Here is a 20,177-nt window from a genome sequence, read left to right as displayed (position 1 = left end):
TAGGAGATTGTAAAAAAGTTATTTTAATTTAACTCATTTCTTATGTATTATACTGTAATACATAAGGGATACCTGTGTCAACTTTAGTTTTTTGACAAAGCAATTAGTAAGTGAGGCTTTATTTTTAGATATTGATGTAACTGCACCATTTATCTATCTCTAGATGAGATCAGTTAAGGTGAGGGTAAATGTTGTTAAGCCATTAGCGCTTTCTACTTGAATGTTTCCTTGTAGTTGTTCGACTAATTTCTGTACTATAGGTAGACCTAATCCTGAACCACCTTGATTCCAGATGTCTGCATTGGGGAACCGATAAAATTTCTCAAAAATTCGTGGTAATTCTGTTGCCGGAATTTCTGCTGAATTATTGGTAGTAATAATAGTTTTTGCGGGTACTTCTGAAGAATCATAACGTACACTTAGGATAATTTCACCACCAGCAGGTGTGTATTTACAGGCATTGTTTAGCAATTCTACTATGATTCGTTCTAAACTAGTGCCGTCTGAGAAGAGCGGCGGCAGATTTGAAGGGAGATTGATTTGTAGAGTTTGCTGATGTTCTTTAATGCGGATTTGAAACGGCTGAATAACCCAAGGTAGCCACTGTTGTAAAAACAACATATCAGGCTTAATAACTGGATAGGATGAGATTTCCAGCTGTTGTAAGTCTAGTAAATCGTTGATTAATTCTAGCTCGCGATCGCACTCGGTTTCCATAAGCTCTAGATAGCGGTGAGATGACTCGGTATCAGGAGATATTTGGATCATTTGAATCATCATCTTCAGATTATTCAATGGCGAGCGCAGTTCGTGGGAAACTAAATTCAAAAAGTCATTTTTGAGTTGATTTATCTCCTCCCATTGCAGCACAAGTTGCTCTTGCTCGATTTGCTTTTGACGCGCCTCAATTGCTCGTTTACGCTCAGTAATATCTCGAAATACCAACACAGTACCCGTTACATTATCTTTGTCATCTTTAATTGGTGCAGCGCTGTCATCAATTGGTATTTTTGCACCGTTTTTAGCAATCAGAATAGTTTCTGCCGGTAGACCGACGATAGTACCGTCTTGCAGGACTTGTATTATCGGACTTTCAATAGAGTTATGAGTTTCTGTATTGGCAATATTGAATATTTCTGATAAATTTCTGCCACAAGCTTCTTCCTGCTTCCACCCAGTCAGATTTTCAGCTACAGGATTCATAAAAGTTATCAATTCTTGCAGATTGCTAGCAATCACACCATCGCCGATACTTTTTAAAAGTGCGTCCAGCCATTTTTTATTTGCTTTTAATTGCCTTTCTAGACCATGCTTAGTCAGAGCTATTTCAATATTAGTTTGTAGTTCTCTTTCTTTAAAAGGTTTGAGTATGTAGCCAAACGGCTCAGTTATCTTGGCTCGCTCCAATGTTTTCTCATCTGCATAAGCAGTCAAATAAACTACTGGAATATCCAAACGTTTATAAATTTCTTGAGCAGCTTCTATTCCGTCCATCGCGCCTTTAAGCCTAATATCCATTAGCACTAAATCTGGGGATGTTTCTATTGCTTTATTAATTGCTTCTTCTCCTGAAGAAGCAATAGCAGAAACCGTGTAACCAAATTTCTGAAGTCGATACTGTAAATCTTTAGATACAATAGCTTCATCTTCGACAACTAAAATTTTTGCATTTGTCATTATTTTGGATTTATATTAATGGGAATGTCACCTGACACTCTACTCCTACAGCCCCTTTGATAGTAATATTTCCTGCTAGTTGCTGGGTTAAAGCATCTACCAGCTGCCAGCCTAATGATGTTATTTTTTTTAATTCAAAGTTTGTTGGTAAGCCAATGCCATTATCAGTAACTCTTAGTGTCAAGTTACTGTCAAATTTTTCCTTAATTTCAATACAAATTGTACCATTTTTCCCTGCTGGAAAAGCATATTTTAAAGAGTTAGATACAAGTTCATTGATAATTAAGCTACAAGGGATTGCTGTATCCAAGCCTAGAAAAATATGATCGTCAACATTTATTGTCAGGGCGATCGCATCTTCATTGACTTCATATGCAGTAAATAAACTTGCTACCAAATCTCGGACATATTCACCAAAATTAATCCTTGCCAAGTCTTGAGATTGGTACAATTTTTCGTGAATCAGAGCCATTGATGCAATTCGCTGCTGGCTTTTTTGAAATATTGCCAAATCGTATTTGTCTTTGATATAAGCCGATTGCAGATTTAGCAGACTGGAAATAACTTGTAAATTGTTTTTGACGCGATGGTAAATTTCTTTTAATAACACCTCTTTTTCTAAAAGTGATGCTTGGATTTGCTCCTCTGACCGCTTGCGATCGCTAATGTCTTCGACCACAGCAATAAAATACTTTGGCTCGCCAGAAGGTTCACGCATTAAAGACACGGTGAGATTAATCCAGATTATGGAATTATCTTTGCGGAAATAGCGCTTTTCCATTGAGTAAGTTTGAATATCATCTGCTAAAATCTGGTCAACGTATTTCAAATCAGCTTTCAGATCATCTGGGTGAGTAATATCCTGAAAAGTTAGCAACTGTAGTTCTTCAAGTGTGTAACCGACAAGATCGCAAAGCTTCTGATTAACTAACAACCACCTTCCATCTATGGCTACATGGGCGATACCAACCGCAGCTTGATGGAATGCAGCACGGAATCGCTGTTCGCTTTCCCGCAATGCTTCTTCTATTCGCTGACGCTCACTAATTTCTGTCTGTAGTGATTGATTAATTCTCGTTAACTCTGCTGTCCGTTCCTCAACCATACTTTCTAGTTGGTTAAGTAGGTTACTTAGTGCCTTCTCTGCTTGTTTACGCTCAGTAATATCCGTATGTGAGCCTGCCATCCGCACCACATTACCGTTTTCATCCCACAACCCTTGACCTCGATCCAAAATCCATTTGTAGGTGCCATCTTTACATAAAACTCGATGCTCGGTAATGTAGAACGGTGTTTTCTTTTCAAAGTGATCTTGAACAGCTTGTGTCACCCAGTTAAGATCATCAGGATGCACTCGTGTCAACCTTTCATCTAAATGGTTAGAAATTTCGTAGTCTTCGTAACCGAGCATTTCCTTCCAGCGACCTGAGAAGAAAACTTCATTGGTTTTAACATTCCAGTCCCAAATGCCATCATTATTGCCGCGCAAAGCTAACTGCCAGCGTTGTTCACTTTCCCTTAACACCTCTTCAGTCCGTATCCGTTCAGCAATTTCCTTTGCTAGCTGGCAGTTTGCCGCCTCCATTTGGGCAGGACTCGGCAAAGCCAATGCCTGGGGTATTAATTGCACAAGTTCGATGGCTGTCAATACGGAGACCAAGGCGGTTATGGCTTTGATCAATCCCGATAGCCAATAGGTAGGATACCAAAGAGTCCACACATCCATTAAATGTGTTGTGCCACAAGCAACGATAAATGTGCCAAACATTAGGAACATCCAGCCGAAAGGCACATCTCGCCGTTTACGGACAAAATAAACTAGCATCACTGGAATTGAATAATAAGCAAGTCCGGTTAGCATATCTGAAAGCAGATGCAACCATACCAATTCTGGTTTCCAGAGGTAGCAGTGTCCGTGGGGAATAAACTGGTTAGTAGAGAAAAAGTTATTTAAAAATTCCATGATTAAAACCTATACACTGCACAAGTCTTCATTGAAGCCAGAGTGTGAATGAAGAGGTTTTCTGCCTAGTTTCTGTAGACGCGCAGACGCCTAAAGGATGGCTTCTCACCCTCTAAAAGAGAACACATTCGGTTCATCGCAGTGTTGCCGGACTACAAAGCAGAAACCGTAGGCTAGGCTTGAGAGCGGCTGGACGTCGGCTAGGACTTCTACATCCTTGATCCGTCATACTTTCTGAGTTTTTTAACCTGATAATTTAAGATTTATTGACATTAAGGTATCGCGATCGCTTTGGTTATTGTTACCGTATATACTCTGAAATGAAACCTTTAGTAAATCACCGTAATATTTCCCTTACATAATATAATTTGTACTTAATTACATAAGTATATAAGACTAGTATATTCTTTTTTAAGAAGCTCCGTACATCTGAAAAGACATAAAATCACTCGTCTGCGTTTTAGATGAACTACTCAAATAGTAACGGTTAATCAGAAAACGCAGGAACTAAGCACGAAAACGTCTCTTCTCTACGAGACGCTCCGCGAACGCTCGCAATGACGGAAATATTTACCTTTGCGTAAGTCCTGTAAATATTTAGTAAAATATAAAACAATTAGCCTGCCTAAGCAGGCTAATTTCGTGTAGCCACAGACTTGAGTCTGACGGAATATTACTAAATTACTGTCCCGGAAGTTGCTTTTTCAGCGCTTCCAGAGAAGCCCAACGGTTATCAACTAAAGTTTCAGAAGTATCAGAACTATCAAAAGTACTTGGAGGAATACCTGGACAATTGCGATCGCATAACTGGCGCTGTGGTACTGCCAAGCACATTTGTTCATACAGCCATTCGTTAGGATAAAAATAACCATCAGGTGGTAGGGTTTCAAGCAAATCTTCCATAGTCACTTCCCTTTCTAGGGGCAAGTCATTTGCTTGATTTGCAGTTTCGTCTAACCAGATGATTTCTTTCGTATCAAGCTCTAAACGTCGATTGTATTGCTGCAAACAGCGATTGCAGGTACAAGTGATAATTGTTTCTGCCTGACTAGATACTTCCAGGTAATTGCCATGATGCTGCACACGCACATGACCGCGAACTGGTGTCAACGTTTCCAAACCAGGCAGAAATTCTTTAACTTGAACTTCCTCTGTCCGCTCCGATGCTCCGGTTAGCTGCGGAATATAAATTGCGTCCATAGGATTTGTGAGACATCCTCACGAAAATTAATGGTGATTATCAGCAATTGCGTTGATAATACATTCTTTATTTTATCTCTTAGGGATAATATAAATTTTGAAATTATATAGTTATGAGTTTTCAATTAACTCCTAACTCTTGTACAGACGCGATTAATCGCGTCTCTACTCCTAAACGCGAGGATTAATCGCGTCTCTACTTCTAAACTCCTTCCAACGAAGCCGGACGCACAACCAGATGACGATGCGGCTCTTTGCCGCGACTAAAGGTTTCTAAATCTCCAAATTCCTTCAAGAAGGTATGGATTTGACGCCGTTCAGCAGAACTGAGGGATTTAATTTCCACTTCTCTACCAGAAAAACGCACTTCATCGGCTGCTGCTTCTGCTAATGCGCGAATTTCGGCTTCTCTTTTAACCCGGTAGCCATTTAACTCAATGGTGTAAGAGGCTTGTTCTTCAGGAGGTTGGCTTAGATTTAAAACCGAATTCGCTAGATACTGAATCGCATCTAGCACAGAACCATCGGCACCAATTAATACCTGGATTTGTTCTGATGTCAAGTTGGTTTGGTCAATTGTCAACCAGTAGTTATCTGGTTCTGGGGAATCGCCATCTTGAGATTGAGCAGTTTCTAAATGACCCTGAATCTCAGCAGGTATCCCAGTGAATTCCAGCAGTGTTGTTAACCACTGCTGACCTCGCTGCATGGGAATGTTGCTCATGATCCCCCTGTCGCCTTTTTCTTAGAACTTTTTGGTTCAAACGGCAATGCCTTTTGTTCTGGGACTGCTGCTTCTTTCTCCTGAGTTTCTACGATTTTTTGCAGTTCTTCTGGTAGAGGTTCGCGGGAGAGAAGATAAGTTTGTGCAGTTTGGAAAACATTACCAATCACCATATACATCAGTACACCAGCTGGTAAGGGGAAGAACAAAAACATTCCAGAAAAGATGACTGGAGTGATTTTGTTAACCGTATCCTGCTGTGGATTGCCACCGCTAGAATTTTGCCCAGAAAGCATTTGGCTAACATAAAGGCTGAGTCCAAAGAAGACAATCATGGCGACGATATCCCAGTGGATTGTGCCATCTGGATCAGTTGCACCAACCCTACCTAAGGCATCAATAAATAGAAAACCTTTTTCTGCTGCTAGTCCAGGAATTGTTCCTTGAATGGCAACTTCTCCGGGCTGTAAGGCTTGTACATTGCCTTGGGCATCAATTTTTACCCTATCTTCCCCTTTGGTGATTTTCCAGTCAGGAATCAGCTTATTTTCTGGGTGTTCTGCTAAGAGTACCTGAAATGGTTTGCCCTCAACTGTCTGATATTGGATCTTGGTTTGTTCTCCCACCGCTAGTTTGTTACCGCCAGGAAGGATTGCAGCTACTTTAACGTGTTCCCCATCAGCAACGTAAATGTTTTGAGGAGCAGTGGCAAAGGCTTGCGGTTGAATTTGTTCGATTTGTTCTGCGGGAAAGATTTCCAGGTTAACGCTGTAGTTCACACCTGAGAAAGGCGAACCCCGCAAAGTAGCGAACAGCGCTAATAAAACCGGCATTTGTATTAGCAATGGAAAACAGCCTGCCAAGGGATTACCAAATTCTTTTTGGACATTGACCATTTCCTCTTGCTGCTTTTGCGGATTATCCTTATGGCGCTCTTTGATTTCTGCCATCCGCTTTTGCATCAAAGGTTGTACAATTCGCATCTTCCGCATATTGCGAATTGAGCCAGCACTCAGGGGATAGAGCGCGAAGCGGACTATCAATGTCAAAGCAACGATCGCCAATCCGTAGCTAGGCACAATATCATAGAAAAAATCTATGATGGGCAGCATCACGTTGTTCGAGAGAAAGCCGATACCAAAATCCATTATTCTGAATTTAACCTGAGCTACTGTAAACTGACTGAATCTAATTTATCTAAAATCATCACTTATCTGCTACTATCCTTCACTACGGATAGCTGCACATTCCCAAAAATGGGGAGTGGGGAGTGGGGAGTGGTATGTAGTTTTTGGTAAGTGGGAAGTTCTTAATTTGGATTTGGGATTTTATCTGAGTAAATTTTGTATTCACTACTCCCTACTCCCTATTCCCTACTCCCTACTCCCAGCGCTGCTATATTCGGGATTTTTTGCAGCAATTTTTTCATTGATGTAGTCATAGACTTCCCGAAATTTGGGAATTGCCCGCAATTCGAGACGACTGCCATTTCTTAGGGTTATCACCATATCTCCCCAAAAGCCAATGCCACGGGGGACTTTGACGATTTTAACAATTTCTGAATAAATTACGTCAGTGCGATCGCGCCCCTGCCAACCTCCAATCACCGTAATTCGGCGATCTGTGATCCGGAAACGTAGCCACAATGCCCGGACAATGGCCCCAACTGTCAATGGTATCCCAACAACGGTTAGCCCAATTAGCAGGTTGATAATCAGATCCCCTACATGGGGCCCACCTTCATAATATACGTCTTCACGAATGCCCATCGAACACCTCCGCTTGTGCCAACAACTGCTCTAATTCTTGCAGAAATTGTGGGCTTACGCACTTAGATTCTGCTGCTGTGGGTTTCACAACGACCACTAGCCGCCATCCTGGTAATAATTTTGGCAGCAAATTGTGCAAAGCAGCAGTAATTTGCCGTTTGATCCGGTTGCGAACTACTGCCCTTTTGCTGACTTTTGTGCTAATTGAAATACCAATTTGCGTGCTGGCTATATGTGCTAAGTCAGTTGCTTGTATAGTCTGGGTGGCAGTGTCCAAAGAAGGTTTTTTTGAACATGACGGTTTTAAGGCTCTCAATGTTAAATAAGAACCATGACGCCGAATTCCTTCCCGGAAAACTGCCTGGAAATCCTTTCGGGATTTTAGCCGATTTGCTTTGGGCAAAGCCACAGATGCTCTTTTACCTTGATATGCCTTAAACGGCCAAACGGTGACGTCCCTTTTTTCTCCTGGCGCGAATTACGTTTCTACCGTCTGGTGTCCGCATCCTGGCGCGAAAACCAGAGGTTCTTTTTCTCTTACGATTCGTACCGCCTAGTGTTCTTTGCATACTGTTCTCCTCTTAGGTGATTTTTATAAAAACTCACAATCTCAAATTTTATCACTTTAATTGAGAATTGGGGATGGGGCATTGATTGTCTCTCTTGTCCCCATTGTCTCCCACTCCCTACTCCCTACTCCCTACTCCCCACTTTTAATTAATGGTCATAATCCAGCTTCCCACGTAACGTAGTAGTGGCACATCGCCAGGGGAGAGTACTTGACAGTTAAAATAGTAAGTACCGCCGAAGGCTGGGTTTTTCACGTTAGATAACACTAACTCAACTGCGCTACCTGCTGGCACTGGCTCTTGGGGAAAAATATTAATTAGCTTACCTTCTTTGTCCCACTTCACCTCAGAAAGGGGAACTGCTTTGCCTTTGACTCGGACTTCAATTTTTTTCTGGTCAAAAGTTCCTTTGTAATAATCAGGGTAGGTAATGGCAAATTGACCAACCGCCAATTTCATTTTTTTGGCTGGGATCTTCAATATGTATCGATCCCAACCATTAGATTGTCCGCCAAAATCTAAGCGGAAGGGCAGTTCATTTTCCCTTTTGATGCCGCTAAAGAGCGTAAATCCGTTTTGCGCCCAAGTCAGGGCTGGGAGTGCAGTGACCAAAAAGCTAGTCAGGGCTAAAGCAGAAAGTAAACGTCGCATAATTGGGCTTCCTCTACCAAAATATAAATCTGTTATCTAAAAATAACTGTGTGTTAGTATTTGTTACTAAACTTTACTACTGGTTTCCTGACAATTGACGTTCAATCACAACAAAAAGTGCCATTCTTCCCGAAGTTTGGGCGACAGCAAAATTACTTAGCTATAAGTTTAACATATAGTCGATTTACTTCATTCCCCTTATAGAGTCCTGATTTGATTACTAAGTTGGTCAAATTTTGAACTAAATAGAAGCACAGTTGGAATTAGATTATGTTTCAAAATATGTATAAATGTATCTAAATTTGAGAATTTTGTTATAAAACTTGAGCCGTGCCATCAGCGATCGCTAGTTAACTTGGGATAAAGTGATTAAAACAAGTTTGAATCAAAATCGTAATCCTTAAAATTTGATTGGGAAATTATCAAGACTTTAACAACTTGATGAATATTACTCCATAACAAAGGAATATCAAGATTTCTCAATCCCGAAAATAAGCTGAAGATAAAGATGCAAAATTTGGGAATCAATTTAGGATATGCAATACATAACCTTGTTTGCAACTATCTGAAAATATGACCTCTGCGAGCGGCAAAGTAAAGCTTTGCCTGGAGAGCTAAGAGTGAGAGGGGAAAGGTTCAAGGTTTAATCTACTAGTAAAAGTCATGGCTGATATTCCTGCCTAAGTACTATAAGTGCGGGTTATCCCTCATCTGGACAATCGCTTACTTGGCAGAGATTTAAGTATTTATCTTCAGGAGATTTCATGAGAATAGCAGTTGCTAAAGAAATTGAAGTTTGTGAACGTCGTGTAGCATTAATTCCTGACGCCGTTGCCCGATTGGTAAAACAAGGTTTGGAAGTCTGGGTAGAAACAGGTGCAGGAGAGGGAGCTTTTTTCAGCGATCCTGACTATGAAGCAGCAGGAGCCACAATAATTAGTGATACTGCCAAATTATGGGGTGAAGCAGATATTCTGCTGAAAGTCGGCCCACCGCAAGTACGAGAAGATGGACGCTCAGAAATTGACTTGTTAAAGGAAGGGGCTGTATTAGTCAGCTTCCTCAATCCCTTGGGAAATCCTGTTGTGGTAGAGCAACTGGCAAATCGAAAAGTCACAGCCTTGAGTATGGAAATGATTCCCCGTACCACCAGGGCGCAAAGTATGGATGCTTTGTCGTCGCAAGCTTCATTAGCAGGCTATAAGGCAGTATTAATTGCCGCAGCTGCATTACCGAAATATTTCCCGATGTTAACCACAGCCGCAGGGACGATCGCACCAGCCAAAGTATTTATTATGGGCGCGGGTGTAGCCGGATTGCAAGCGATCGCCACAGCTAGACGCTTGGGAGCAGTGGTAGAAGCTTTTGATATTCGTCCTGCGGTTAAAGAAGAAGTCCAAAGCTTGGGGGCAAAATTCGTTGAAGTCAAATTAGAGGAAGAAACCGTCGCTGCTGGTGGTTACGCCAAGGAAATTTCTGAGGCTAGCAAACAACGTACTCAAGAAGTTGTCGCCGAACACGTCAAAAATTCTGATGTGGTGATTACTACTGCTCAAGTGCCTGGGAGACAAGCACCACTGCTCGTTACAGAAGAAATGGTGGCACAAATGAAACCCGGTTCAGTGATTGTAGATTTGGCTGCTGAACAGGGTGGTAACTGCGCCTGCACCGAACCCGGCAAAGATATTGTGTGGAACGGTGTGACAATTATCGGCCCTATCAATCTCCCATCATCAATGCCAATTCATGCCAGCCAATTATATGCCAAGAATGTAACATCGTTGATTCAACTGCTAATTAAAGACAAAGCTTTGCAGGTGGACTTTGCTGATGACATCGTTGATGCGGCTTGCGTTACCCACGCAGGTGAAATTCGCAATCAACGAGTGCGGGATGCACTACAAGCTTTGAATACTCAAGAACCGGCGGTTAATTAGGAATTTTAGATTTTAGATTTTGGATTTTAGATTGAATTTAATCCAAAATCTAAAATCCAAAATCCAAAATTGAATCGCCCATCTACATTAAGGAGTTTTGATTTCATGACAGAGGCATTAATTGCTGCTTTGTTTGTATTTGTTTTGGCATCTTTTATCGGTTTTGAAGTCATCAACAAAATACCACCGACTCTACACACGCCCTTAATGTCAGGCTCAAACGCGATTTCTGGGATTGCGGTACTTGGGGCAATAGTGGCTGCTGGTGCCAGAGAGACAAATGTATCAGTAATTCTCGGTTTGATTGCTGTGGTACTCGCAACAGTCAACGTTGTGGGTGGTTTTTTGGTAACAGACAGAATGTTGCAAATGTTCAAGAAGAAGGAGATTAAGGCGTGAGCGACTTTTTACCAACTGGCATTCAGCTGACGTACTTAGTCGCTGCATCGTTATTCATTCTGGGCTTGAAAAAGCTGGGTTCACCTGCTACAGCGAGAAACGGTAATCTCATCGCGGCTGTAGGGATGCTGTTAGCGATCGCAGCGACAATGTTAGATCAACATGTGTTGAACTACGAGATGATATTGTTGGGCTTGGCTATAGGATCGGCAATTGGTGCGATCGTTGCCTATAAAGTCCAAATGACTGAAATGCCCCAAATGGTGGGTTTACTCAACGGCTTGGGGGGTGCGGCTTCGGCATTAGTAGCCGTTGCCGAATTCTGGCGGTTATTAGATAGTTCTCAGTCGATACCCTTAGATGTCAACATTTCCATCCTGTTGGACGTGTTAATCGGTGGTATTACCTTCACGGGTAGTTTTTTAGCCTTTGCCAAATTGCAAGGTTTAATCAGTGGTTCCCCGATTACATTTCCTTTCCAGCAACCATTTAACCTCTTGCTTCTGGGTGCTTATATAGTAGGTAGTGCCTATTTAATCATCACACCAGATAGCTTACCTATATTCTTGGGAGTAGTTGGCGTTTCATTGCTGCTGGGCGTGATGTTCGTCATCCCCATTGGTGGCGGCGATATGCCAGTGGTAATCTCGCTGTTGAACTCGTTGTCAGGTGTGGCGGCGGCTGCGGCTGGGTTCGTGGTGATGAACAATATGTTAATCATCGCTGGTGCTCTGGTGGGAGCATCTGGGTTAATCCTCACCGAGATTATGTGTAAGGCGATGAACCGCTCGTTATTTAGTGTGTTGTTCAGCGCTTTTGGTACAGGTTCTAGTTCTGGTGGTGGTGCTGCTGCTAGTGGTGGTGCAACTGATCAAACTGTCCGCAGCATCGATCCTGAAGAAGGGGCGATGATGTTGGGTTATGCCCGTTCTGTGGTAATTGTACCTGGTTATGGTATGGCAGTTGCCCAAGCGCAACATAGCGTCCGGGAATTGGCAGATCAGCTAGAAAAAATGGGCGTTGATGTCAAGTATGCGATTCATCCCGTTGCTGGGAGAATGCCGGGGCACATGAATGTGTTGTTGGCGGAGGCAAATGTGCCTTATACGCAGTTGTACGATATGGAAGATATTAATCCCCAGTTTGAGCAAGCAGATGTGGCTTTAGTAATTGGGGCAAATGATGTGGTAAATCCGGCGGCGCGGAGTGATAAAAATAGCCCGATTTATGGTATGCCAATTTTGGAAGTAGATCGGGCAAAGCAGACGATTGTAATTAAGCGCGGGATGAGTACGGGTTTTGCCGGTGTAGATAATGAGTTGTTCTACAAGGAGAAAACGACGATGCTTTTTGGTGGCGCTAAAGATATGGTGTCGAAGTTGGTTTCGGAAGTGAAGCAACTTTAACGTAGACGCGAAGCGGCTTCCCGTAGGGTACCGCAGAGGCGCAGAGAGCGCGGAGTAAAGAATTTAGAGAGTTTGCTTGCCTTGGGGGTGTGATGCTTCTGAGGCAAGTTTTTTGTTGGGGAATTATCTCATGGAAAGGTGCAAAGAATAAAAAGTTTATTTATTATAGACTTGATAATTTAGGAAAATTTTAACTTTGGTTATTTAACTTGACGTTCCATATATACTCGATTAGTTTTGACGAACAAGTTTTAATTTTTTCAGTAAAATAACAGAGTTATGTTGAGTCAAGATTTTTTTAATGATGAGTTTCTAGAAAAAAGAGTTGATACATTTTATGGATATGGTAATTATAAAGGAAATTATTGGTTTATTGGTATAGAAGAAGCAGGAGGAGATTTTCAAGATGTTGAAAAAAGAATAAATATATGGTCAAACAGGGGCAAATGTGAAATAGATGATGTTGCAGAATATCATATAGATATGGGAACATGGGACGAAAACATACAACCAACATGGAATAAATTGATTCGCATTGTCTTAACTGCTAAAGGAACAGGGAATATTGATAAAGAAGATGTCCGTAAATATCAAATAAACGAATTAGCTAGGAAAGATAAAGAGACTTGTTTATTAGAATTATTACCTTTACCCTCACCATCTCTTAAACATTGGATATATGGTAAACATTCTAAGCTTACTTTTTTATCTAATAAAGATACTTATAAAAATTATTGTGTTGAAAAGCGAATAAATCATATTAGTCAAATAATAAAAGAACATCAACCTAAAGCTGTTGTTTTCTATGGTATAGGATTTGAATCTTATTGGAGAAGAATAACTGAAAAAATAACTGATGTTGAGTTTTCACCAACTTCAGAAGGTTTCTTAATTTCTAGAAATAGTCAGACTGTGTTTGTTATAGCTAAACATCCTGTAGCTAGAGGTTTAAAAAATGAATATTTCCATAACATTGGTAGAGCGATCGCTGCTAAAATAGCGGAAAAATAATTATTTGCGTAGTTTGTGGTTCGTTTAAAAAAAGCGATCGCCTGCAAAATCTTTATTGTGCGATCGTTCTCTTCTTTCTTGCGTGAGATAAAAAAGCGATCGCCTGCAAAATCTCCAGTGTGCGTAGGCGAAGCCCGCCGAAGGCATCGCTCTCTTCCTTTGCGCCTTTGTATGAGATAAAAGAGCGATCGCCTGCAAAGTTTCCACAGTGCGATCGCTCTGTTCTTTCTTTGCGTCTTTGCGTGAGATAAAAAAGCGATCGCCTGTAAAATCTCCAGTGTGCGATCGCTCTCTTCTATTCATCCTTAGCGCCTTTGCGTGAGATAAAAAAGCGATCGCCTGCAAAATATCCAGTGTGCGATCGCATTAATCTTTCAGTTAAAAACTGAGCCGTATTCGTTCATCAAGTCAATTAGCGATAAAATTTGAATATAGTAAATTTAGTAGAGTTATTTGTCATGAATATTTCCCTTAAACCTGAGCATGAGCAGTTTATTCAATCCCAAATTCAAGCTGGGAGATATGCTAATGCAGAAGAAGTGATGAACGAAGCATTCAAATTGCTACAAACACGAGAACAACGTTTGGAAGAACTTCGGGGAAAAATAGTGATTGGAAAGGAACAAATTGCAAGAGGAGAGGTTACAGATGGTGAAATAGTATTTGCTCAATTACAAGAAAAAATCAATAAAATTGCTGAGTCTCAAAAATGAGTAACTACTCTTTTTCTGATGAAGCAGTCAAAGATTTAAATACTATTTGTGAGTATATTGCTCAGAATAGTCCCAGTGGTGCTAGTAAACTTTTTGATGCAATTCGCCAGAAATGCAAATTAGTTGCTGGATTTCCCAACATGGGGAAGAGTTAAAGGAATAGCTCCAAACCGACCATTTAAATAACCTTTCTCAATTTTTAGGTCAGGTCTAATCTTGAATTCTGCTAAAGAATAAAGGTTAGACACACTCTGCTGGTTCTTCTCAACAAACCAAATCTCATCACGTCGTAGTAAATCTAAATCGAGTAGGTTTGTATCGTGAGTTGTAAAGATTAATTGATTACTTTTTTCTCTACAATCTATTGCTGCTTTTACAAAACATCGAGATAGGAGAGGATGCAAACGCCTATCAAGTTCATCTAAAAAGATGACCTTTTCAGTTTCTTCCTTTAAGACAAAGAGACATGGAACAAGATTAATCAAGCGTTGAGTTCCTTCTGACTCTTCTTCAATCGTAAAATCAATAAGACGTCCATCTTCATGACGATGCTGAGTTTTTAATTGAATCAAGCTTAATTGACCGCCTTCACTTTTGACAAGGAGATGCCGTTTACCTCTTGGATTTTCTATCATTGCTACTGAGTCATCATCAGCCGCAAGCTTCTCAAGAAAATTCTCTCTTACAGTTTTAGGTATATTTGGAAAGTGTTGATCAAAATCTAGCTCAATTTCTTCAGTACTTATAGAATCAATTCCTGTTCCAGCAAATTGAATAAATTCACTGAGGAATTTTGTAAAAGATTCATTACCAAGTATTCCAATTTCTAAACCTCGATAATCTGCCTCTGCTGGAATAATAGTTAGTACTTTTCTAAACCAGTTAGCAACTGGAAGTAAAATTTGAACATTACGCTCAATTGCTTCTGTTAAAAAAAGTTGATTCGGACGAGTTCCTTCTGCAATAAAATCTAAAAATTGTTTACCTTTATCACTTCTACCTTTAAGTACTGAACCATAGTCTAGACTCGTTTCTTTTTCTTCAGAAGTGATCCGCTCGAAGTACATAACTTCTTTCTTTTTACCACGAGGAATGGCATAAAGCCATTCCTCAAAAATTTGTTCTCTATTCAATTTGAATCCATAAGAATATTGAGTTTCTTGATATGTAAAAACAAATTCAAACTTACTGGGCTGTTTATTATAATCACTAAGTTTAAATGGGGAAACAGGAATGGATTTACTACTTCGAGTACCTTCTACAACAAGATTTTGTACAAAGTTGAGAGCCTCTATGAGATTTGACTTACCGGCTGCATTTGCACCATAAATTGCAGCAATAGGCAGCAACGAACGCCCTTTACCTGCGGCATTTTCAGCAAGATGATTTGTGTGTTGTTGGTCACTGCTAACCCCCACCATACTGAAGGTAACTTCATCTCTAAAAGACAAAAAGTTTTGTATAGTAAGTTGAATTAGCATTATCTTGTACCCAAAGTATTCCTATTTTAAACTGCTCCTCGTTCCATAATAAGCTCAAACCAACATCTTAGGAGAGAAAATCTCGTAAGTCCTTAATTATTGAGCAATCTCTAATTTTTCCCTCCACAGTTAGCGATCGCTCCCTTCTTCCTCTGCGTGAGATAAAAAGCGATCGCAAAATCTCCACATCGCTCTCTTCTTTCCCTGTGTTCTCTGCGCCTCTGTGGTTCGTTAAAAAAGCGATCGCCTGCAAAATCTCCAGCGTGCGATCGCTCCCTTCTTCCTCTGCGTGAGATAAAAAGCGATCGCAAAATCTCCACAGTGCGTAGGCGAAGCCAGCCGTTCGCGTAGCGTCTCGCAGAGAAGGCATCGCACAATTCCACACAATAACTAATTTGACTTACTTTGGAAAATATCGATAAATATCTTTACGATGTAGCACACGCTGAAATATTAATGTTTCACCGTCAAATATAATCCCGATCCGATAATCTCCCATACGAATACGATAAATATAATCATATCCTTGCAGCTTTTTTATATTAGTAATTTCTTCAAAGTTAGCTATTTGTGGTATTTCTTCAAAAGCAAGTACTTTAATTGCCTCATAGTAAGGTGTACTTTTGAGTGCTTTTAAATCTTTAATAAAACTGGATAGATACTGGGTATTCACTCTCTTTCTAATTCGGCTAATGCTTCATTAATATTTAATGGTGTTTCTTGTTGTACTTCCTTGATTGCTAATATCAATCCTTCATCTTCAATAGCTTCTAATAAGCGTAGATAGTCTTGGAAATCTATAATTACTTTACGAATGTTACCTTGAGTATCTGTGATTAATTCTTGAGCAAATGGGTATTGACTGGTATTCATTTGTTTTTTAGTGTTTGTAATTATAGAGAATTTGATTATCTTTACATAGTACAAGTATAGAAGATTTGGAGTAGGCGATCGCTTCTCTTCTTTGGCTACGCCAAGGCGATCGCTCCTCTGCGACTGTGCGATCGCTACGTTAAGCTACACTAACAATCAATCAACTTAACTTATATAGGTAATCGCCTTACCCGGAAAGTTTCATTACTGACAGAAATAATTGTCCCTACTTCCAAATCTGCCTGACATTCTACAAGCTTTCACTAAAATCTGATCATCTGGTAGTCTTTGCAACCCTTCATCTCGCAAATGTACCACATCATGACCAGCACTACGCAACCAAGACACAGTGCGTAGAGAAATTCCCATATCAGCTAAAAATTTCATTTTACTTAATTAAGCCGTTTTGAAGGGATAAACCCGTTCTTGAGTTAACCAAGCTGCGTAAAGTAAAGATTGACGAATATCCTCTGGTTCTAAATCAGGATATTCTTCTAAAATCTCCTCTACAGGTTTGCCATTAGCTACCAAATTAACCACCAATGAAACTGGAATCCGCATCCCGCGAATGCACGCTTGTCCCGCCATAATGTGAGGATTAAATGTAATTCTTTCCAGACCTAACATAAATTATTCTTTTGTAATATCTTCTAGTTTCTCATAAATTGCCTGAGTATAGAGGCGATAACTACGGTAGACTAGGCAGTTCCAAAACTCTGCGTAGGCGAAGCCCGCCAAAGGCATCGCCCCTCTTCTGACTCTGTGTACTCTGTGCCTCTGTGGTTCGTTAAAAAAGCGTAGGCGTTGGCTTAAGCCTCTCGTAGAGAAGGCATCGCTCTCTTCTTTCTTTGCGTCTTTGCGTGAGATAAAAAAGCGATCGCCTGCAAAATGTCCATTGTGCGATCGCTAAAGTGGTGGATGAGAAATATTTAAGACAACAGCTAAGGCTTGAGAAACAAGTTGCATTTCTGAGTCGGAGAGTTGACCTAGTTTTCTAACTAATCTTATTTCTGAAACTGAACGTATTTGAAAAGTATCTACACCAGAAACTTTGGCTAAACTGTTTTTTATACTTGGTTCCAACCGCACCATCCAAGGTCTGACTGCATATCTTTCTTTCCAATCTGTAACTGGGACAATAACCTTCAAGGGCAAAATCCCAATAGCATCATCATTAACTATGATACAAGGACGTTTTTTGCTAATTTCCGTCCCTACAGTTGGATCTAAGTTAACTAGCCAGACTTCACCTCTGTACATAAGTCCCTGAGTTGTAGAAGTCTTCATCTGGATAATTGCAAAAGTCTTCTCCCTCTAAGTCCGAGAATATATTTAATTCACTACCAGGTGCATAATCTGCAATAGCTGTGATTGCGGCTAGTCTTAATTGGCGTTTTTGCTCATCTTTGGTAAGTGAGTGTTTTTCTTGAAGAACCAATTGCAGGGCTGATTCAGCTATCTTTAAGCGATCGCTTACGCTTAGGTTTGGGAGTGCTTGGAGAATTTCTTTAGTTTCCATATTAATATCATAGAGCCACTGAATAAATAGTTGGACAGAATTAATTACACAATGTCATTGCAAATGGAGCGTTCGCGCTTGCGTCTCGTAGAGAAGGCATCGCTCCCTTCTTCCTCTGCGTGAGATAAAAAAGCGATCGCCTGCAAAATTTCCAGTGTGCGATCGCTCTCTTCTTCCTTCCTTTGCGTCTTTGCGTGAGATAAAAAAGCGATCGCAAAAAAAATCTTCACCATGCGATCGCATTAATCCAGGACTTACGCATTGACAGAAATCTGACTATGTGTATTCAAGCCTATCTTTTGTTCAAGATGTTCCAGAATGAAGTCACGAGCCACCTGAAGAGACAAATTTCTCTGGACTTCATACCAGTTTTCAATTAACTCTTGAGTTCGCATTAATTCTAGTTGTGTGAAAGCGCGGATAGCACTAAAAAAGTGAGTTTTAATTGCCTCAGATGTCCTCACCCTTACGGGTTCGCCAGTTGCTTCAAGTCGGGCGATAATTTACAGGTACAGATTTATCTGATAAATCGGTATAATACAAGGTAATTAGCTGAATTCCTTTAACTATACGATGATGCCTTCCTGAATAAATGTAAGCAATTAACTCTGTTAATTTTGGGTCACTATGAGGCTTATCAATTACGGTATCATCTGCACTTAATGTGCCACCTACTAAATTGATATGCAGCTTAACTTCATCAAATAAATCTTTTGGCTCGTAACGCTCACGTAGCAAAAATCTGTTGACACTATCATGTGATAAATCTTCCATAATATCTGCTAAACGTGTGCAGCCTGGATACTTTGATTCTGCCAATAAAAACAGAGTGTAAGTGTTGAGGTCACACTTTGCAGTGGATGGCTTGGTAGTTACTCTGATTGTCTATGCCCTCAATAGAGACAGCGTAAATTATCTATCTTTTCAGTCCCCTACTGCTAGCGATCGCTTATTTTTTCTCCCTCTCACTAATACATTCTTTGTCTTATTTGTCAATGCGTAAGTTCTGTAATCTTTCCAGTTGAAAACTGAGACGTATTCCTTCGTCAAGTCAATTAGCGATAAAATTTTAATATAGTCAAGTTAGTAGGGGTTATTTGTCATGAATATTTCCCTTAAACCTGAGCATGAGCAGTTTATTCAATCCCAAATTCAAGCTGGGAGATATGCTAATGCAGAAGAAGTGATGAACGAAGCATTCAAATTGCTACAAGCACGAGAAGAATGTTTGGAAGAACTGCGGCAAAAAATAGTGATTGGAAAAGAACAAATTGCTAGAGGAGAGATTACAGATGGTGAGATAGTATTTGCTCAACTACAAGAAAAAATCAATAAAATTGCTGAGTCTCAAAAATGAGTAACTACTCTTTTTCTGATGAAGCAGTCAAAGATTTAAATACTATTTGTGAGTATATTGCTCAGAATAGTCCCAGTGCTGCTGGTAAACTTTTTGATGCAATTCGCCAGAAATGCAAATTAGTTGCTGCATTTCCCAACATGGGTAAGAGTTATGAGCAATTATCTGCGAATCTACGGGGATTTAACGTTGAAGAATATATCATCTTCTACTATCCGAGAGAAGATGGAATTGATATTACCCGTGTCATCAGTGGATATAGAGATTTGGAGTCACTATTTTTAGAATTAGAGTGAAATATCTATAGCCTAATTGCACCTTCGGAATAAAAGTGATCGCTAAAACTCCACCATGCGATCGCTCTCTTCTTGCTCTGTGTTCTCTGCGCCTCTGTGGTTCGTTAAAAAAGCGATCGCCAAAACTCCACAGTGCGATCGCTACGTTAAGCCACACTAAAAATCAATCAACTTATCCCTCTTCTGTCACTTTCCGGGTATTCTGAATAAAAGAATAAAAAAATAAAACCCTGAAAGGTAAATAGGGCAATGGATGTAGAATTACAAATCTTGAAACATTTGGCAAGAGATGCTCACCCAACAGTTGCTACCATAGTTTAAATTCTCCAGCCTTGTTAGGCTTAAATAAATCTCGTCAAATTGAAACTGAGGTACAAGAAAATAGTGATGTTGATTTTTCTAATCATCAACAATGGAACCATGAATGCGGATGGAAGAATACTTTAAATAATCTGCGTCTCATTGCCCAACCACTCTTACTATTTTGGTTGATTTATCCCTGGATACATATTTTCCCCAATTCTAATTTATTGCTGGGATTCAATCAATTAATTAGTGAAATGAATCAATTTAAACCTTGTTATGCTTCTGGATAATTTCACTTAGTTACTACTTGCTAACGCCGGAGAGTG

General features: G+C 40.2%; 28 protein-coding genes and 2 pseudogenes. 10 read left to right on the top strand and 20 right to left on the bottom strand.

The window, feature by feature from the left end:
* Positions 1-159: 159 nt before the first annotated feature.
* The 9 genes from F8S12_RS04610 to F8S12_RS04570 all read right to left on the bottom strand — a co-directional run bounded on the left by F8S12_RS04610 (position 160) and on the right by F8S12_RS04570 (position 8,553).
* Positions 160-1,677 carry a hybrid sensor histidine kinase/response regulator gene (locus F8S12_RS04610; RefSeq protein WP_196515103.1) on the bottom strand — a complete coding sequence of 506 codons (1,518 nt, stop codon included), beginning with the start codon at positions 1,675-1,677 and terminating at the stop codon, positions 160-162.
* 10 nt (positions 1,678-1,687) lie between these two features.
* The gene (locus tag F8S12_RS42230) at positions 1,688-3,640 is read right to left on the bottom strand and encodes a PAS domain S-box protein (RefSeq protein ID WP_196515102.1); all 1,953 of its coding nucleotides are present in this window, start codon (positions 3,638-3,640) and stop codon (positions 1,688-1,690) included.
* 681 nt (positions 3,641-4,321) lie between these two features.
* The gene (locus F8S12_RS04600; RefSeq protein WP_196515101.1) at positions 4,322-4,840 is read right to left on the bottom strand and encodes a YceD family protein; all 519 of its coding nucleotides are present in this window, start codon (positions 4,838-4,840) and stop codon (positions 4,322-4,324) included.
* A 202-nt stretch (positions 4,841-5,042) separates the two neighbouring features.
* Entirely contained in the window at positions 5,043-5,564 is a 522-nt protein-coding gene (locus tag F8S12_RS04595; protein WP_196515100.1) for a Jag family protein, read from the bottom strand.
* Positions 5,561-6,712: a membrane protein insertase YidC gene (gene yidC, locus F8S12_RS04590; protein WP_196515099.1), complete on the bottom strand. Its 1,152-nt coding sequence runs from the start codon at positions 6,710-6,712 to the stop codon at positions 5,561-5,563. The genes F8S12_RS04595 and yidC overlap by 4 nt, the downstream gene beginning before the upstream one ends.
* Before the next feature lie 225 nt (positions 6,713-6,937).
* Positions 6,938-7,333, bottom strand: coding sequence for a PH domain-containing protein (locus tag F8S12_RS04585; protein WP_196515098.1), 396 nt, complete (start codon positions 7,331-7,333; stop codon positions 6,938-6,940).
* On the bottom strand, positions 7,320-7,742 hold the full coding sequence (gene rnpA, locus F8S12_RS04580; protein WP_196515097.1) for a ribonuclease P protein component: 423 nt from the start codon (positions 7,740-7,742) through the stop codon (positions 7,320-7,322). The genes F8S12_RS04585 and rnpA overlap by 14 nt, the downstream gene beginning before the upstream one ends.
* Positions 7,743-7,767: 25 nt before the next feature.
* Positions 7,768-7,902: a 50S ribosomal protein L34 gene (gene rpmH, locus F8S12_RS04575; protein WP_196515096.1), complete on the bottom strand. Its 135-nt coding sequence runs from the start codon at positions 7,900-7,902 to the stop codon at positions 7,768-7,770.
* 144 nt (positions 7,903-8,046) lie between these two features.
* Positions 8,047-8,553: a DUF2808 domain-containing protein gene (locus F8S12_RS04570; protein ID WP_196515095.1), complete on the bottom strand. Its 507-nt coding sequence runs from the start codon at positions 8,551-8,553 to the stop codon at positions 8,047-8,049.
* A gap of 764 nt (positions 8,554-9,317) precedes the next feature.
* Between F8S12_RS04570 and F8S12_RS04565 the strand changes: the two genes are divergently transcribed.
* The 4 genes from F8S12_RS04565 (at position 9,318) to F8S12_RS04550 (ending at position 13,306) form a co-directional block, all read left to right on the top strand.
* A complete protein-coding gene (locus F8S12_RS04565; RefSeq protein ID WP_196515094.1) occupies positions 9,318-10,490 on the top strand; it encodes a Re/Si-specific NAD(P)(+) transhydrogenase subunit alpha in 1,173 nt (390 codons plus the stop codon).
* 105 nt (positions 10,491-10,595) lie between these two features.
* Complete coding sequence (locus F8S12_RS04560; RefSeq protein ID WP_196515093.1) at positions 10,596-10,889, top strand: NAD(P) transhydrogenase subunit alpha; 294 nt, start codon at positions 10,596-10,598, stop codon at positions 10,887-10,889.
* Positions 10,886-12,295 carry an NAD(P)(+) transhydrogenase (Re/Si-specific) subunit beta gene (locus F8S12_RS04555; RefSeq protein ID WP_196515092.1) on the top strand — a complete coding sequence of 470 codons (1,410 nt, stop codon included), beginning with the start codon at positions 10,886-10,888 and terminating at the stop codon, positions 12,293-12,295. Before F8S12_RS04560 ends, F8S12_RS04555 begins: the two co-directional genes overlap by 4 nt.
* Positions 12,296-12,574: 279 nt before the next feature.
* Complete coding sequence (locus tag F8S12_RS04550; protein ID WP_196515091.1) at positions 12,575-13,306, top strand: hypothetical protein; 732 nt, start codon at positions 12,575-12,577, stop codon at positions 13,304-13,306.
* 24 nt (positions 13,307-13,330) lie between these two features.
* Here the strand turns inward: F8S12_RS04550 and F8S12_RS04545 are convergent, their stop codons facing one another.
* The gene (locus F8S12_RS04545; protein WP_196515090.1) at positions 13,331-13,609 is read right to left on the bottom strand and encodes a hypothetical protein; all 279 of its coding nucleotides are present in this window, start codon (positions 13,607-13,609) and stop codon (positions 13,331-13,333) included.
* A gap of 122 nt (positions 13,610-13,731) precedes the next feature.
* On the opposite strand from F8S12_RS04545, the gene F8S12_RS04540 reads away from it, so the two are divergent.
* Positions 13,732-14,019: a type II toxin-antitoxin system ParD family antitoxin gene (locus F8S12_RS04540; protein WP_331001349.1), complete on the top strand. Its 288-nt coding sequence runs from the start codon at positions 13,732-13,734 to the stop codon at positions 14,017-14,019.
* Positions 14,016-14,174 carry a type II toxin-antitoxin system RelE/ParE family toxin gene (locus F8S12_RS04535; RefSeq protein ID WP_196515089.1) on the top strand — a complete coding sequence of 53 codons (159 nt, stop codon included), beginning with the start codon at positions 14,016-14,018 and terminating at the stop codon, positions 14,172-14,174. The genes F8S12_RS04540 and F8S12_RS04535 overlap by 4 nt, the downstream gene beginning before the upstream one ends.
* Here F8S12_RS04535 and F8S12_RS04530 read toward each other — a convergent pair.
* The 10 genes and pseudogenes from F8S12_RS04530 to F8S12_RS04485 all read right to left on the bottom strand — a co-directional run bounded on the left by F8S12_RS04530 (position 14,139) and on the right by F8S12_RS04485 (position 18,774).
* Positions 14,139-15,500: an AAA family ATPase gene (locus F8S12_RS04530; RefSeq protein WP_196515088.1), complete on the bottom strand. Its 1,362-nt coding sequence runs from the start codon at positions 15,498-15,500 to the stop codon at positions 14,139-14,141. The two genes, F8S12_RS04535 and F8S12_RS04530, sit on opposite strands and share 36 nt — an antisense overlap.
* A 67-nt stretch (positions 15,501-15,567) precedes the next feature.
* Positions 15,568-15,870, bottom strand: a complete 303-nt coding sequence (locus F8S12_RS04525; RefSeq protein ID WP_196515087.1) for a hypothetical protein — start codon at positions 15,868-15,870, stop codon at positions 15,568-15,570.
* 30 nt (positions 15,871-15,900) lie between these two features.
* Positions 15,901-16,173: a type II toxin-antitoxin system RelE family toxin gene (locus F8S12_RS04520; protein WP_196515086.1), complete on the bottom strand. Its 273-nt coding sequence runs from the start codon at positions 16,171-16,173 to the stop codon at positions 15,901-15,903.
* Entirely contained in the window at positions 16,170-16,373 is a 204-nt protein-coding gene (locus F8S12_RS04515) for a hypothetical protein (protein WP_196515085.1), read from the bottom strand. The genes F8S12_RS04520 and F8S12_RS04515 overlap by 4 nt, the downstream gene beginning before the upstream one ends.
* A gap of 204 nt (positions 16,374-16,577) precedes the next feature.
* Entirely contained in the window at positions 16,578-16,760 is a 183-nt protein-coding gene (locus F8S12_RS04510; protein ID WP_230967790.1) for a DUF5615 family PIN-like protein, read from the bottom strand.
* Between the two features lie 9 nt (positions 16,761-16,769).
* Positions 16,770-17,000: a DUF433 domain-containing protein gene (locus tag F8S12_RS04505; RefSeq protein ID WP_196515084.1), complete on the bottom strand. Its 231-nt coding sequence runs from the start codon at positions 16,998-17,000 to the stop codon at positions 16,770-16,772.
* 279 nt (positions 17,001-17,279) lie between these two features.
* Positions 17,280-17,633, bottom strand: coding sequence for a type II toxin-antitoxin system PemK/MazF family toxin (locus tag F8S12_RS04500; protein WP_196515083.1), 354 nt, complete (start codon positions 17,631-17,633; stop codon positions 17,280-17,282).
* Positions 17,620-17,892: a hypothetical protein gene (locus F8S12_RS04495; RefSeq protein ID WP_196515082.1), complete on the bottom strand. Its 273-nt coding sequence runs from the start codon at positions 17,890-17,892 to the stop codon at positions 17,620-17,622. The genes F8S12_RS04500 and F8S12_RS04495 overlap by 14 nt, the downstream gene beginning before the upstream one ends.
* A 44-nt stretch (positions 17,893-17,936) precedes the next feature.
* Entirely contained in the window at positions 17,937-18,125 is a 189-nt protein-coding gene (locus F8S12_RS04490; protein WP_196515081.1) for a hypothetical protein, read from the bottom strand.
* A 21-nt stretch (positions 18,126-18,146) separates the two neighbouring features.
* Positions 18,147-18,774: pseudogene (locus F8S12_RS04485) on the bottom strand (hypothetical protein).
* Between the two features lie 220 nt (positions 18,775-18,994).
* Here F8S12_RS04485 and F8S12_RS04480 point away from each other — a divergent pair.
* From F8S12_RS04480 to F8S12_RS04465, 4 genes and pseudogenes are all read left to right on the top strand, one after another.
* Complete coding sequence (locus tag F8S12_RS04480; RefSeq protein WP_196515080.1) at positions 18,995-19,249, top strand: type II toxin-antitoxin system ParD family antitoxin; 255 nt, start codon at positions 18,995-18,997, stop codon at positions 19,247-19,249.
* Positions 19,246-19,545 carry a type II toxin-antitoxin system RelE/ParE family toxin gene (locus F8S12_RS04475; RefSeq protein ID WP_196515079.1) on the top strand — a complete coding sequence of 100 codons (300 nt, stop codon included), beginning with the start codon at positions 19,246-19,248 and terminating at the stop codon, positions 19,543-19,545. Before F8S12_RS04480 ends, F8S12_RS04475 begins: the two co-directional genes overlap by 4 nt.
* Before the next feature lie 35 nt (positions 19,546-19,580).
* Positions 19,581-19,751 (top strand): hypothetical protein, encoded by a 171-nt coding sequence (locus tag F8S12_RS04470; protein WP_196515078.1) that lies wholly within the window; start codon positions 19,581-19,583, stop codon positions 19,749-19,751.
* Positions 19,752-19,859: 108 nt separating this feature from the next.
* A pseudogene (locus tag F8S12_RS04465) lies at positions 19,860-20,141 on the top strand (IS701 family transposase); the annotation flags it as partial.
* Positions 20,142-20,177: the final 36 nt, after the last annotated feature.

The sequence above is a fragment of the Nostoc sp. WHI genome (genome assembly GCF_015714725.1).
In the GTDB taxonomy this organism is placed as follows: Bacteria; Cyanobacteriota; Cyanobacteriia; order Cyanobacteriales; family Nostocaceae; genus Nostoc.
The sequence above is the reverse complement of the archived record's forward strand: the minus strand, read 5'-3'. Positions and strand labels throughout refer to the sequence as shown.

Bases quoted from the DNA above. Each gene is read 5' to 3' on its own strand.
- F8S12_RS04475 (WP_196515079.1), top strand. From the start codon at position 19,246: ATGAGTAACTACTCTTTTTCTGATGAAGCAGTCAAAGATTTAAATACT.
- F8S12_RS04525 (WP_196515087.1), bottom strand. From the start codon at position 15,870: ATGCCTTCTCTGCGAGACGCTACGCGAACGGCTGGCTTCGCCTACGCA.
- F8S12_RS04560 (WP_196515093.1), top strand. From the start codon at position 10,596: ATGACAGAGGCATTAATTGCTGCTTTGTTTGTATTTGTTTTGGCATCT.
- yidC (WP_196515099.1), bottom strand. From the start codon at position 6,712: ATGGATTTTGGTATCGGCTTTCTCTCGAACAACGTGATGCTGCCCATC.
- F8S12_RS04545 (WP_196515090.1), bottom strand. From the start codon at position 13,609: ATGAATAGAAGAGAGCGATCGCACACTGGAGATTTTACAGGCGATCGC.
- F8S12_RS04515 (WP_196515085.1), bottom strand. From the start codon at position 16,373: ATGAATACCAGTCAATACCCATTTGCTCAAGAATTAATCACAGATACT.
- F8S12_RS04480 (WP_196515080.1), top strand. From the start codon at position 18,995: ATGAATATTTCCCTTAAACCTGAGCATGAGCAGTTTATTCAATCCCAA.
- F8S12_RS04565 (WP_196515094.1), top strand. From the start codon at position 9,318: ATGAGAATAGCAGTTGCTAAAGAAATTGAAGTTTGTGAACGTCGTGTA.
- F8S12_RS04530 (WP_196515088.1), bottom strand. From the start codon at position 15,500: ATGCTAATTCAACTTACTATACAAAACTTTTTGTCTTTTAGAGATGAA.
- F8S12_RS04495 (WP_196515082.1), bottom strand. From the start codon at position 17,892: ATGGAAACTAAAGAAATTCTCCAAGCACTCCCAAACCTAAGCGTAAGC.
- F8S12_RS04600 (WP_196515101.1), bottom strand. From the start codon at position 4,840: ATGGACGCAATTTATATTCCGCAGCTAACCGGAGCATCGGAGCGGACA.
- F8S12_RS04535 (WP_196515089.1), top strand. From the start codon at position 14,016: ATGAGTAACTACTCTTTTTCTGATGAAGCAGTCAAAGATTTAAATACT.
- F8S12_RS04595 (WP_196515100.1), bottom strand. From the start codon at position 5,564: ATGAGCAACATTCCCATGCAGCGAGGTCAGCAGTGGTTAACAACACTG.
- F8S12_RS04490 (WP_196515081.1), bottom strand. From the start codon at position 18,125: ATGGTGAAGATTTTTTTTGCGATCGCTTTTTTATCTCACGCAAAGACG.
- F8S12_RS04610 (WP_196515103.1), bottom strand. From the start codon at position 1,677: ATGACAAATGCAAAAATTTTAGTTGTCGAAGATGAAGCTATTGTATCT.
- F8S12_RS04585 (WP_196515098.1), bottom strand. From the start codon at position 7,333: ATGGGCATTCGTGAAGACGTATATTATGAAGGTGGGCCCCATGTAGGG.
- F8S12_RS04505 (WP_196515084.1), bottom strand. From the start codon at position 17,000: ATGTTAGGTCTGGAAAGAATTACATTTAATCCTCACATTATGGCGGGA.
- F8S12_RS04500 (WP_196515083.1), bottom strand. From the start codon at position 17,633: ATGTACAGAGGTGAAGTCTGGCTAGTTAACTTAGATCCAACTGTAGGG.
- rpmH (WP_196515096.1), bottom strand. From the start codon at position 7,902: ATGCAAAGAACACTAGGCGGTACGAATCGTAAGAGAAAAAGAACCTCT.
- F8S12_RS04570 (WP_196515095.1), bottom strand. From the start codon at position 8,553: ATGCGACGTTTACTTTCTGCTTTAGCCCTGACTAGCTTTTTGGTCACT.
- F8S12_RS04510 (WP_230967790.1), bottom strand. From the start codon at position 16,760: ATGAAATTTTTAGCTGATATGGGAATTTCTCTACGCACTGTGTCTTGG.
- F8S12_RS42230 (WP_196515102.1), bottom strand. From the start codon at position 3,640: ATGGAATTTTTAAATAACTTTTTCTCTACTAACCAGTTTATTCCCCAC.
- F8S12_RS04550 (WP_196515091.1), top strand. From the start codon at position 12,575: ATGTTGAGTCAAGATTTTTTTAATGATGAGTTTCTAGAAAAAAGAGTT.